Annotated in this window: 11 protein-coding genes; 3 read left to right on the top strand and 8 right to left on the bottom strand. The window is 30.9% G+C overall.

The window, feature by feature from the left end; translation table 11 throughout:
* Positions 1–205: 205 nt before the first annotated feature.
* Positions 206–709: a flavodoxin gene (locus B5E58_RS10315; protein WP_088109585.1), complete on the bottom strand. Its 504-nt coding sequence runs from the start codon at positions 707–709 to the stop codon at positions 206–208.
* Positions 710–828: 119 nt separating this feature from the next.
* On the opposite strand from B5E58_RS10315, the gene B5E58_RS10310 reads away from it, so the two are divergent.
* The gene (locus B5E58_RS10310) at positions 829–1,725 is read left to right on the top strand and encodes a LysR family transcriptional regulator (protein WP_088109584.1); all 897 of its coding nucleotides are present in this window, start codon (positions 829–831) and stop codon (positions 1,723–1,725) included.
* Positions 1,726–1,816: 91 nt separating this feature from the next.
* On the opposite strand, the gene B5E58_RS10305 is transcribed toward B5E58_RS10310, so the two are convergent.
* Positions 1,817–2,044, bottom strand: coding sequence for an HPr family phosphocarrier protein (locus tag B5E58_RS10305; protein WP_088109583.1), 228 nt, complete (start codon positions 2,042–2,044; stop codon positions 1,817–1,819).
* A 24-nt stretch (positions 2,045–2,068) separates the two neighbouring features.
* Entirely contained in the window at positions 2,069–3,634 is a 1,566-nt protein-coding gene (locus B5E58_RS10300; protein WP_088109582.1) for a xylulokinase, read from the bottom strand.
* A 211-nt stretch (positions 3,635–3,845) separates the two neighbouring features.
* Here B5E58_RS10300 and B5E58_RS10295 point away from each other — a divergent pair, with 211 nt between their 5' ends.
* Positions 3,846–4,892, top strand: a complete 1,047-nt coding sequence (locus B5E58_RS10295; protein WP_206608578.1) for a zinc-binding dehydrogenase — start codon at positions 3,846–3,848, stop codon at positions 4,890–4,892.
* 377 nt (positions 4,893–5,269) lie between these two features.
* Here B5E58_RS10295 and B5E58_RS10290 read toward each other — a convergent pair whose 3' ends face one another.
* From B5E58_RS10290 to B5E58_RS10270, 5 genes are read right to left on the bottom strand one after another with little or no spacing between them, the layout of a single operon-like run.
* Complete coding sequence (locus B5E58_RS10290) at positions 5,270–6,451, bottom strand: MFS transporter (protein ID WP_088109581.1); 1,182 nt, start codon at positions 6,449–6,451, stop codon at positions 5,270–5,272.
* 27 nt (positions 6,452–6,478) lie between these two features.
* Positions 6,479–7,528 carry a 2-hydroxyacid dehydrogenase gene (locus tag B5E58_RS10285; RefSeq protein ID WP_088109580.1) on the bottom strand — a complete coding sequence of 350 codons (1,050 nt, stop codon included), beginning with the start codon at positions 7,526–7,528 and terminating at the stop codon, positions 6,479–6,481.
* Between the two features lie 28 nt (positions 7,529–7,556).
* Positions 7,557–9,521: an oxidoreductase gene (locus B5E58_RS10280; RefSeq protein WP_088109579.1), complete on the bottom strand. Its 1,965-nt coding sequence runs from the start codon at positions 9,519–9,521 to the stop codon at positions 7,557–7,559.
* 39 nt (positions 9,522–9,560) lie between these two features.
* On the bottom strand, positions 9,561–10,706 hold the full coding sequence (locus B5E58_RS10275; protein ID WP_088109578.1) for an iron-containing alcohol dehydrogenase: 1,146 nt from the start codon (positions 10,704–10,706) through the stop codon (positions 9,561–9,563).
* Positions 10,707–10,739: 33 nt separating this feature from the next.
* On the bottom strand, positions 10,740–11,384 hold the full coding sequence (locus tag B5E58_RS10270) for a class II aldolase/adducin family protein (RefSeq protein ID WP_088109577.1): 645 nt from the start codon (positions 11,382–11,384) through the stop codon (positions 10,740–10,742).
* A 174-nt stretch (positions 11,385–11,558) separates the two neighbouring features.
* Between B5E58_RS10270 and B5E58_RS13790 the strand changes: the two genes are divergently transcribed.
* Positions 11,559–12,644, top strand: coding sequence for a BglG family transcription antiterminator (locus B5E58_RS13790; RefSeq protein ID WP_242956654.1), 1,086 nt, complete (start codon positions 11,559–11,561; stop codon positions 12,642–12,644).
* The last annotated feature ends 118 nt before the right edge of the window (positions 12,645–12,762 follow it).

Here is a 12,762-nt window from a genome sequence, read left to right as displayed (position 1 = left end):
ATATTTTAATGAAAATAAGAGTAGAACCATTTATGGTATCTACTCTTATTTTTTAACATTTATATATCCTTACCTATTTCATAAGCTTCATTATAAGCATGTGTATTTTTTTATTTCTCCAATTTGCCAAGCTCATATCTTCCTGCTGTTATCTTTTCCATATTTAATTTCTCCATTTAATTATTATTTTTTAATCAAAATTTATTTAAACCCATTTTTTAATAACATTTACCGATTTTTTTACATTACTTCCATAAATGGAAAGGCCTTCTTCAACTTTTGTATTAGGACATAATTTTTTAATATCATTAATACTACTTCCCATACCACTTCCTTCATGAGTACAAAAAGGCTTAATTATTTTATTGCTAAAGTCAAAATGTTCCAAAAATGTAAACACAGCCATAGGCATTGTATTCCAATAGTTTGGATAACCAATATAAATTACATCATATTTATCAATATTTTCAGGATAAATTTTTAGTTCAGGACGAATATTTTCTCTTTGGTCTTTTTGTGCTTCCAAAATACATTCATTATATTTTTTTGAATATGGTTTTAATTGTTCAATTTTAAATAAATCAGCATCCGTTAATTCTTTTATAATGTTTGCCGCTATTTCTGTGTTGCCAATTTTTAATGTTTTAAGCATGCCATTAACATAATTTTCATCAGCTCTTGAATAAAATGCTATAAGTTTATTAGACATTTCTAAACCTCCGTTTCATTTTTTGTTTATATTATAGCATTAATTAAATTGACTCAGAATAATCAGTATGTTATTATTGTATAAACTATAAGTTAACACTTGCTTAAGGAGGCTTAAAAATGTATAATCGTATACTTGATACTTTTATAGCTGTTGTTGACTATGGTAGTTTTACCAAAGCAGCAGAATACCTTTATATTTCCCCAACTGCTATTATGAAACAAATGAATTCACTCGAAAAACATCTTAATATAAAATTGATTGAAAGAACACCATCAGGAGTATATTTAACCCCTGCTGGAAAAATAATTTATAATGATGCAAAATTTATTATAAATTATTCAAATAAATCAATTACTAGTTCAACTGCTGTTACTCATAAATATGATACTACATTTTGTGTCGGAACATCTTTATTAAACCCTGCAAAACCTTTTATGGATTTATGGTATCGTTTAAATGAAAGTTTTACTGATTATAAATTACATCTTGTTCCTTTCGAAGATAATCATGAAGGTATTTTATCTGAAATTGAAAAATTAGGAGAGAAATTTGATTTTTTGATAGGTGTTTGTGACTCAAAGGCTTGGCTTTCATTATGTCAATTTTTACCATTAGGTAGATATAAAAAAATGATAGCTGTATCAAGAGAACATCGTCTTGCCTCTAAAAGATATATTAATATAGAAGATTTATATGGTGAAACATTAATGATGGTAAGTCGTGGCGATTCTGGTGTTAATGATTTTCTTAGAAATGATTTAGAAAAAAATCATCCACAAATCAAAATAGAAGATACACCTCAGTTTTATGATTTATCAGTATTTAATCGTTGTGCAGAAACAGGTAACGTTCTTCTTACAATTGAGTGTTGGAAAGATGTTCATCCAGGCTTAATATCTATTCCAGTAAATTGGAATTATAAAATTCCTTATGGTTTACTTTACAGTCTTAATGCACCACCTGATGTACTTAGATTTATTAAATCAGTCAAAGATATAATATATAATGACTAAAAATACAAAAATAAAAAAGCTTTTTATATTAAATATAAAAAGCTTTTTTATAATATAGAGTTAAGGTATTTTAAAATTTTAGGAGATATTTTTATTCATATAAAAAATCTTTTAATTTATCTATTAAATCGGAACAGTCTTTACTATTTACAACCATTTTTATTGGCTGAGTAAGGTCAAGACTAAATATCCCAATAATTGATTTAGCATCTATTACATATCTATCTTTTATAAGATCAATATCATAATCACATTTAGAAACAATATTTACAAATTTTTTTACATCTGAAACAGTTTTTAAACAAATTGTTTTTTCCATAAAATTATTCTCCTTTTCAATTATTTATTTGGAAATAATAGTTTCCATCACTTTTCTAAAATCTTTTAAATTTTTATCTAAGTTATTATACATATCTACATAATATGGATACATCTTATCATATACTTCTGTCCATTCTTTAATAGGTTCAATAATTTCTTTAATCTTTATAACTTTATCAGTTGCTTCTTTAAGATTTGGAAAAACTCCAACTTTATGTCCTACAATTAAGGCATCTCCAACTGGTACATCACCTGATTCATCATCAAGAACATATACAGGCATGTTAAGCATCGAAGCTTTAATTTGACACCATGTACGACTCTTTGCTCCACCACCACATATTCTTAATAAATCCGCTTTAGCACCTGATTCTTTAACTGTTTCCATTACATGACGAAGAGCAAAATCTGTTCCTTCAAAAACAGAACGTACAAGCTCGCTACGCTTCATTCCCATTTCCATTCCTATAAACATACCTCTTGCATACTCATTCCATAACGGGGCTCTTTCTCCAAGTAAATATGGAAAGAAAATAATTCCGCCTGAACCTGCTTCTGCTTCAAGAGCTAATTCATTAAGATATGTATATATTTTTTTACCATGCTCTTCTGCATATAATTGTTCTTCTTTTGCAAATTTCTCAATAAACCATTTAAGCGCTGCTCCGCTTGTTTGTATTGGTGCATCAAATATCCATGGCATACCATCTATTGAACAAGGTCTTGTTACAACTGGAATATCAGGTGCACTTTTAATATTACTTCCCACAAACACAAGTGATGTTGTTCCAGAAGATTCACCAGCTTCTCCAAGGCAACTCATACCTGTGGCATGCATAGCAGCCATAGCATCACTACAACCTGCTACAACTGGAATACCAGCTACAAGACCTGTTTCTTTTGCTGCTTCATCTGTAACATAACCTATAATTTCATCTACAAGTTTTAACTGTGGCAACATTTTATTAAGATCTACTTCTATTACATCACCTATATCTTTTGACCATGTAAGAGTTTTTATATCTAAGCATTGGGTACGAGTAGCTTGGTCAATATCTGAACTCATAATACCTGTAAGTTTAAAATTTATATAAGAACTTGCCTGAAGAAAATACGATGTTTTTGAGAAAAGTTCTGGTTCGTTTTTCTTAAACCATAAAATCTTATTTGGAAGAAAAGCAACAGCTGGTTGTCCTCCAACTGTTTTTACAAATTTATCAAATCCCAATTTTTCAACTATATAGTGAAGTTCCTCAGCTGAACGATTATCCTGATATGTAATTGCATTTCTTAAAGGATTTCCATTACAATCAACAGGAAGCATTGTTACTGTATGAGAACTTATACATATACCTTTTATGTTTTTAACAGCTTCATGTCCAATTTTTGATGTTAGAGCTTTAAAAATATCAACTGTATTTGCCCACCATTCATTTGCATCTTGTTCTTGCATATTAGGGCCAGGATTTATGACCTTACTTGGACGACTTGCTTCCGCTACAACTTTACCATCCTCTCTTAAAATTATAGCTTTAATATTTGTTGTTCCACAGTCCATTCCTAATAAATATTTTACGCTATCTGACATACAAATTTCCTCCATTTCCTAAAATGTATATTCTGTTCTTGTTTAATATAATAAAATTTTAAATTAAAATTAATATAGTCTCAACTTTATAATTTCCTCAACAAAAGGGAAATTAATTGTTTCTTCCGTTATATTACGGCAATATTTGGTTTGTTTTTAAAATTACAAAATATTATACTTAACTCATAAAAACTGAAAGGAGATAATAAATATGAAAATGAAAGCAGCATTAATGTATGGACCAAATGATATACGTGTAGAAGAAACAGATAAACCAATCTGTCCTTCTGATGGTCTTATACTTAAAATTATGTCAGTAGGACTTTGTGGTTCTGATATACGTAATCTCACAACAGATTCACGAAAAGGAAATTATCCTTTTATATATGGTCATGAAATTGTAGGTTATGTTGATGAAGTTGGTAAAGATGAAACAAAATATAAAGTTGGAGATAAACTTTTCTTATTTCCTGGTACATATTGTATGGAGTGTGATGAATGTATAAGTGGACATAGTGAAAATTGTTCAAATGAAGAAGTTGCACATCTTGCTGGTACAGGTGGATTTGCTCAATATATAGCAGTATCTGGCGAGAAAATAAGAAAAGGAGGTATTTATATCATTCCAGATGATGTATCTTTTGATGCAGCAAGTCTTGGAGAACCTCTTACATCAGTATTTGCTTGCCTTGAAAATGTAAAAGTTGAATACCCAGATACACTTGTTATAATTGGTGCTGGTCCTATTGGTTGTTTTATGGCTCAACTTGCTAAAATACGTGGTGCTCAAAAAGTTATTATGATTGATATAAATGAAAAACGACTTAAAATGGCTTTAGAATTTGGTGTTGATATTATAGTAGATAGCTCAAAAGAAGACCCTATCGAAGCAGTTAAAAAATACACAAATAACAAAGGTGCTGACAAAGTTATTTCTGCAACGCCTGTAAATGCAACACAAACACAAAGTATACATATGGTAAGAAAAGGCGGTCTTGTTGTATTCTTTGGTGGTGTTCCAAAAGGTTCAATGACAGAGCTTGACTGTAACCTTATTCACTATAACAACATTTGGATTAAAGGTCACTTTGGTGCATCATATAGCCAGTCTAAACGTGCTTTCCAGCTTGCTATTTCACCAAGCTTTCCAACAGAAAAATTTGTAACACATGTACTTCCATTAGATAAAATTAATGAAGGTATCCAATTAACAAGAACTGGAGAAGCAATAAAAGTTGTACTTCATCCTTGGGACTAAAAAAATTTAATTTTTATTAATAACTAATTGATATAATACCCCTTAAATAGATAATAACTAAAATCTACTTAAGGGGTGTTTTTATATCTAAATATTTAAAACGGTTGATTATTAGATTAATATAATAAACATCTTTATTTCTAATTATATGTGTAAACATTTGTGACTTTCATATGTAAACTAATTGTTTGTAGAAAATAGAAAGGATTTATATTTAGATTAAAATATGTACTTAAATATAGCTTTTCTTTTTATATGACTTCCTATCTATTATAAATTTTCAATAAAAAAGGTTGTATATAACATATGTTATATACAACCTTAAGTCTTTATTTATAGGACTTTTGCAAGCTTACTTATTATTTATGTATTAAAAATCAACCCTGAGAGTCAAGAGCTTCTGCATCTGTTGTAGGTGCTTTAACTAATGCAATAATACCTATTACAAGAAGTGCAACTGCTGATAATATAAATCTATTAGCAATATCTTCTCCCATCATATTTGCAAGAGGATTTACAATATATGCTGAAACGAAATTACCTAAGTTATATGAAGCAGATACAATAGCAATGGCTAAAGATGCCTGTTTTGCTGAAACCATATTAGCTGCAAAAGTAACTGCACCTGGATTTCTTACAGCAAAACCAAATCCTACTATAAGTGCTCCTACACATATAACTGGAAGACTTGTTGAAAATCCTACTAAAGCTGTACCAGCTGCCATCATTATTATAGCTGCACCAATTGTAAATCTTTTAAATACTTTAACTGTTGTACCAAGAAGAAGTCCTCCAACAATACCAACTATCTGCATTATTGAAGCAACTGTACCAGCTGTACTAGCATCACCGATAGCTTTTCTATCAATATACATAGCTATATTTGTATTAAATGTTGCAACAAATATACCTGTTATTAAACAAAGTACACCAAAATAAACCATTTTGCCAGAAATACCTGATTTTTCTTTTGCTCCTTCAACAGCTGAAGGAATTTCCCCTTTTGGAACTGTTAATAATATAATAATTACAATAGGAATACAGATTAAGAATACAAGGTATCCACTTTTCCATCCTGCCATAGCTGTAAAAAGACCAGAACCTTTTGCTATAATAGCACCACCAACACTTACAAATATTGACTGGAAGCCCATAACTCTTGATTTATCAATACCTGTGAAGTAGTCTGAAATTAATGATGAACTAACAACAACTACAAATGAAAGACCAATACCAATTATAGCACTTGCTACATAAAGCATCCATAACTGTGAATTTAATACCTGTGGTACAAGTCCACCAATAAGCATAAATATTGTACCTATAATTGCGATATCTCTTTTTGTAAACATTTTTTCTAAATATGGTTCAAAGAACATACCTGGTAAACAGATTAAGTTAATTAACTGTAATACTGTCTGTATAGATGTATCACTTGCATTTGGGAAAAATTTACCTATTTCAGCAAGTATTGGTGACAATGCACTATTACATGCCATAGTCATTGACATAATAAGAATACCTATAGCTATTACTTTCTTACTTTTAGAACCGCTCATGCTAACACTCCTTATTTTATTTTTATATTATCTTTTCCAAATATATTTTCTTTCATCTCCATTAAGATATGCTAATACTTCCTGTGCCATCATTTCACCTGACCAATTGTCCACATCTGTTGTAAGACCAGCCATATGTGGTGTACATACAACATTTCTCATTGAAAGAAGTGGGTGATTTGCTGGAACTGGCTCTTTCCAATAAACATCTATTGCAGCACCTGCAATCTGACCACTTTGAAGAGCTTCAACAAAATCTTTCTGGTCAATAACAGCAGCTCTTGCTGTATTAATTAATATTGCAGTTGGTTTCATTTTTGAGAACCAATCTTTATTTACACTATTTTTTGTAGCTTCAATTACAGGAAGATGTATGCTTATCATATCACTTTCTTTAAGCATTGTATCTAAATCAACAGCTATTGCACCATCAGCTTCGATTTTTTCTTTTGCAACAAATGGGTCATATGCAAGTATTTCCATACCAAAAGCTTTCGCTCTAACTGCAACTTCTCTACCTATTGCACCATATCCTGCAATACCTAATTTTTTACCATATAATTCAAACCCAATACCATAATCTGTATATGGATGATTTTCATCTAATGGTCCCCAAATAACATTCTTTACATCTGGCACATTATATATATCTGCCATAGGTTCTCCAAGATGTTCACCTTTCTGTAAACCTGTTGCTGATAAAGTAAGTTTTCTTGCAACTGCAATCATAAGTCCAATATTAAATTCTGCAACAGCAACTCTGTTTCTACCAGGTGTATATGAAAGAGGAATACCTGCTGCTTTTAACACCTCATTATCAACAGTTACTGGTGTTCCTTTTGCAACACCAATAAATTTCATTCCTGATTCTATCCATTTATTAAGTGTGTCTGCCCCTGCATTTTCATCACCAAGTACAACTAGTTCATAACCTTTACATTCTTCACAAACCATTTCTTCTGTAACATTACCTTTGCCATGTTTTAATTCACCAGCTATAGTAATATCACATTCTTTTTCAAGTTCTTCCATTCTTTTTGCTGGAAGCTGTGTACATAAAACCATTTTTTTCTTCATTTTTAATAACTCCTTTTATACATATTTTTTATACAAGAAGTGCTGAATAGTATCCTGTATTCATTGCATCATATATTTTTCCAACTTTTTTACAGTCGCCGATTATATAATATTCATCAACAACATCTGTTAATTTATCTACTTCATCATATGGAGATTTAAAACCTAAAGCACATACAACGCTATCTGCCTTAACTGTAAATTCATTTCCTTCTGCTTCACATATAACACCCTCAGAAGTAATTTCTTTTACTTTTGTATTAACAAGGCATTTTGCTGATCTTTTAACTTCAGGCATAAGTCCACCTCTATAGAATGAATTTACTTCTTCTGCAATAGAAGATTTCATTTCAACAATAGTGCATTTTTTACCTTCATGCTCAAAACCTATTGATGCTTCCGCACCTACAAGTCCACCACCCATAATTACAACATTTTCACCTAATTTTTCTGGGTTTAACTCTGCATCAATAGCCATAATAACTTTATCTGAATCCATACCCTTAATAGGAGGGCGAAGCTCCCTAGCTCCGATAGCCACAAACAATGTATCAGGATTAAATTCCTTTACAAACTCAGGTGTAACCACTTTATTAAGAAGAACATTAACTCCTGCTTTTTCAACTCTTGAAGAAAGAACTTTTATTAATTTTCTTATATCCTCTTTAAAATATGCTGCTCCTGCCGGATGTAATGAACCACCTAATTTTTCTGTCTTTTCTGCAAGCGTTACATTATGACCTCTTTTAGCTAATGTTATTGCTGCTTCCATTCCAGCTGGACCACCGCCAACTACAAGAACTTTTTTCTTTACTTGAGCAGGTTCAATTTTTTTAGCATAAAGCTGTTCTCCCATAGTTGGATTTACAGCACACTTAACCATTTCAAGTTCTCCAGTAGCACCAAAACATTCATAACATCTTAAACATGGAGTAATGTCATCTGTATTTCCGTCATAAGCTTTTTTAGGAAGATATGGGTCTGCAAGAGTTGCACGAGCAATTTCAACAACATCAGCCTGACCAGATGCAATTATTTCTTCCATCTGTGCTGGGTCATTTAGTGAGCCTACACAAGCAACAGGTGTTTTTACATGTTTTTTGATTTCTGCTGCAAGATATACATTTACCCCTCTTGGATAAAATGCAGATGGATGTGTTCTACAAAACATATCTGTGTCTTCATGATTACCACAAGAAACATTTATAAGGTCTACTTTATCATCAATCATCTGTGCAACTTTTATACAATCATCAAGTCCAAGACCTTTATCTGTCATATCATCGCCAGAAATTCGAGCTTCAATAGGAAACTGTGGTCCAACAGCTTTTCTTACTGCATCTAATGCTAAAAGGAAAAATCTTGCACGATTTTCTAATGAACCACCAAATTCATCTGTTCTTTTGTTCCATACAGGTGAAAGGAATTGTGAAAATAACCAACCATGTGCCGCATGAACCTGAACCATATCAAAACCTGTTTCTTTACAAAGTTTTGCTGCTTTACCATAAGACTCTATTATTTCATATATAAGTTCTCCTGGCATTTCTTTAACTTCTCCTGCTGCCATAGTCATATCACTTGGACCATAAGCAACAGAACATGTGTCAACATCGCCTCCAACACTAGCAAGTCCACCATACATACCACCATGTGACAATTGTATGTTTGCATATGCACCTGCATTATGTATTGCTCTTGCCGCTTCTGACATACCCTGTCTAACACCAAAAGCATCAAGTTGAAGCTGTTTATTGTGTGATTTTCCTGTTTCTGAATGAACTATTGCTTCACCATATGTAACTACACCTGCTCCACCTTTTGCTTTTTCTTCAAGATATGCTATCATCTCAGGTGTAAAATGTCCGTTTAAGTCAATCATACTAGGACTTGTTGGGGCACATATAATTCTGTTTTTCATTTTTATATTACCAATTCTAAGTGGCTTAAAAAGATTTGGATACATTCTACCTTTACAATTGCAGTTTCCCATAAAATTGCCCTCCTATAATTAATTCAGATAAAATTTTTATTATAATGCTTTTTTAAGAATTCCTATTACTTCTTCTTTAGTAATATTCTGTCTTGGATTGAAACCTAAAACAGGCTCTTTTAATACATCTTCTGCTATCATATCAAAATCATCTTCTTTAATTCCAAGCTCTGAAAGAGTTTTAATTCCAACTTTCTTTGTCATGTTAAGTAATTCTTTTGAGAGAACATATTTATCTTCTTCAATATTTCCTGTTAATGATAAATTAATTGCTTTTGCAAGTTCAACCATTTCTTCAGGACAACTTTCTGCATTGAATTCCATTACATATGGTAAAACTGTGGCATTTGCTACACCATGTGCTAAATGGAAATGAGCACTTAATGTATGAGCAATACCATGTACTAATCCAAGATTTGCATTTGAGAAACCAAAACCAGCTACTATACAACCAAGCATCATCTGCTCTCTAGCTTTCATATCAGAACCATTTTCAACAGCTTTTGGAAGGTTTTCATAGAATATCTGAAGTCCTCTTATTGAATGATATTTTGTAAGAGGTGTTGCCATATTTGAAATATAACTTTCAACTGCGTGTGTTATAGCATCCATACCTGTTGCTGCTGTAACTGAAGGTGGCATTGTTTTTGTAAACTCTGGGTCTGCAATAACTTTATCAGCTACAATTTTATTATCAATAATAACGTATTTACATACAGCCTGTGTATCTGTAAGAGCAACAACGTTTGTAATTTCACTTGATGTTCCTGCTGTTGTAGGAATAGCGATTAATGGAAGTACATTTTCTTTTACAAGGTTCATTCCACCATATTCACCAATTTTTCCTGGGTTTGTCATTAATATATTAACTGCTTTTGTAAGGTCGATACTACTTCCGCCACCAACAGCAACAAATACATCAGTATTTGCTTTTTTAGCAATTTCTGCTGCTTCCTCAACAACTTCATTTGTTGGATTTGGGATAACACCGTCAAAAATTGTAATATCTACATTTGCTTTTTTTACTTCTTCAATGACTTTTTCTGCAATACCAGCCATTTTAACTCCGTTATCATAAACTATCATTACATTTTTTGCTTTATATTCTTCAAGCATTTTAGGAAGTTCTTTTACTGCATCAACTCCAAATGTTACATCACTTTTTACAAAAAATTGACTTGCCATTTTTTATTCTCCCTTCAAAAAATATTATTTATATTAAACTGCTTGGTCAGCTGCGATTAATTCTTTCATTTTACGAACAGCTTCTTCTGGCATTGGCTCATATACACCAAGCATTTTTGCATACATTGTTGTAACAGCCATTTCTTCAGTATATTCTGTTGCAGCCATAGCAGCTTTCATATTTTTACCACAGCAGAACATTCCATGATTTTTAATAAGAACTGCTCTACCATCTTTTCCAAGAGCCTCTACAACTTTATCAGCAACATCATTTGAACCAGGCATTGTAAATGGAACAACTCCTACTGGAACAAACTCACACTGTGGTGGTGTAATAGGTTTTAATTCTGTTCCCTCACCCATAGCCATTATTGTTGCATACATTGCATGTGTATGTACTGTTGCTTTAATATCTGGTCTTGCACGAAGAACTGCTGTATGCATTGGAACTTCTGATGATGGTTTGTATGGTCCATCAAGCCAATTTCCATCAAGGTCAACAATTGCTATATCTTCTGGTTTCATTCCTTTATAAGGTATACCACTTGGTGTAATTGCAACTACATCATCTACATCATCTCTAAGAGCAATATTTCCAGATGTACCTTTTATAAGTCCCTGTTCTACTGCTTCAAGAATTGCGTCTAATACTTGTTTTCTAATGTTTTCATATTTCATATTTTATTACCTCCTTGAATTTATACTGTAATTTTAATTGATATATATTTTGATATCAAACGACCTTTTTCCGTTTTATTTAGGAAAAAACTTATAATCAACACTTATTGACATTTATATAATGAAAATCTATCATATTATAAAGTATATATGAGAGGAGATTATTATATTATTATGGAAGATTTATCTCTTTCACTAAGACATCGTAAATTGATTTATTTTCTTCAAAATCAAAACACATATGTTACAGGTGAGGTTCTTGGAACATATTTTCATGTATCTGCAAGAACAATAAGAAATGATATTACTGAAATTAATTCTATTTTAAGTAATACAGGTATACAAATTTCATCAAAAAGAAGTTCGGGATATATAATTGAACCAGAAAATAAAGAAAAATTAAAAAAACTTACTAAAATAAGTAGTTCTTTTTTATCAAGAGATGAGCGTATAAGACATATTGCAATTAGTCTTTGTTATTCGAATAAACCTTTAAATTTATTGGATTTAGAGGAAGAAATGTATATAAGTCGTACTACTTTAGAACATGACCTTATAGATATGAGAAAAAAATATATATTACCTTACCCTCATATTAAACTTATACGTCATAAAAATTCAATTAGCCTTGAGAATGATGAAAGAAAAAAACGTGCTCTTTTAAATCATTTATATAGTGAAAACTGGAATTATAATAGTAGAGGAAATTCATATTACAACTATCAATATATGGAAGAAGATACAGTAAATCTTATTATGTCTCTTACAAATAAGTATATTACTGAAAATAATATAATTATCGAAGATATTAATATGGTTATATTAAATCTTTCTTTGACAATTATGTATTATAGAATACTTGATGGTCATAACCTTGAAGAAGCCATACCTCTTTCATATAATGACCCTTTATCAATAATAGTTGCAGACAAACTTATGGATGAAATGGAAACAAGATTAAATTTTAAAATATCTTCTGCTGAAAGAAGTGATATTTATATTTTAATATCTTGTAGTCGTATGTATGATCCAAAAAAATTGTCATTTGAAACTGTATCTACATTTTTTGATAGTAAAATTATTAATTTAGTTGATAGGTATATAGATGATATAAAATCAAAATTTATATTTGATTTTACAAATAATGAAGATTTTTATATTACAATATTACAATATTACAATATTTCCGTTATCTATCATTACCAGTACATAATCTTAATACATTACAAACTCATTGGTCTATACCTCGCTCAAATTTAATAATAGAATATGAGGTTGCATATGCTTTTCAACCTATTGCATATGAATATTTTGGTCAATTTCTTGATTATACAGAGCTTTTTTATTTAGCCTTATGTATATCAGGTGCACTTTCTTC

Source organism: Tyzzerella sp. An114 (genome assembly GCF_002161055.1).
GTDB lineage: Bacteria > Bacillota > Clostridia > Lachnospirales > Anaerotignaceae > Fimicola > Fimicola cottocaccae.
The sequence above is the reverse complement of the archived record's forward strand: the minus strand, read 5'-3'. Positions and strand labels throughout refer to the sequence as shown.

Coding starts and splice junctions, on each gene's coding strand:
- B5E58_RS10315 (WP_088109585.1), bottom strand. CDS start 709: ATGTCTAATAAACTTATAGCATTTTATTCAAGAGCTGATGAAAATTAT.
- B5E58_RS10310 (WP_088109584.1), top strand. CDS start 829: ATGTATAATCGTATACTTGATACTTTTATAGCTGTTGTTGACTATGGT.
- B5E58_RS10305 (WP_088109583.1), bottom strand. CDS start 2,044: ATGGAAAAAACAATTTGTTTAAAAACTGTTTCAGATGTAAAAAAATTT.
- B5E58_RS10300 (WP_088109582.1), bottom strand. CDS start 3,634: ATGTCAGATAGCGTAAAATATTTATTAGGAATGGACTGTGGAACAACA.
- B5E58_RS10295 (WP_206608578.1), top strand. CDS start 3,846: ATGAAAATGAAAGCAGCATTAATGTATGGACCAAATGATATACGTGTA.
- B5E58_RS10290 (WP_088109581.1), bottom strand. CDS start 6,451: ATGAGCGGTTCTAAAAGTAAGAAAGTAATAGCTATAGGTATTCTTATT.
- B5E58_RS10285 (WP_088109580.1), bottom strand. CDS start 7,528: ATGAAGAAAAAAATGGTTTTATGTACACAGCTTCCAGCAAAAAGAATG.
- B5E58_RS10280 (WP_088109579.1), bottom strand. CDS start 9,521: ATGGGAAACTGCAATTGTAAAGGTAGAATGTATCCAAATCTTTTTAAG.
- B5E58_RS10275 (WP_088109578.1), bottom strand. CDS start 10,706: ATGGCAAGTCAATTTTTTGTAAAAAGTGATGTAACATTTGGAGTTGAT.
- B5E58_RS10270 (WP_088109577.1), bottom strand. CDS start 11,384: ATGAAATATGAAAACATTAGAAAACAAGTATTAGACGCAATTCTTGAA.
- B5E58_RS13790 (WP_242956654.1), top strand. CDS start 11,559: ATGGAAGATTTATCTCTTTCACTAAGACATCGTAAATTGATTTATTTT.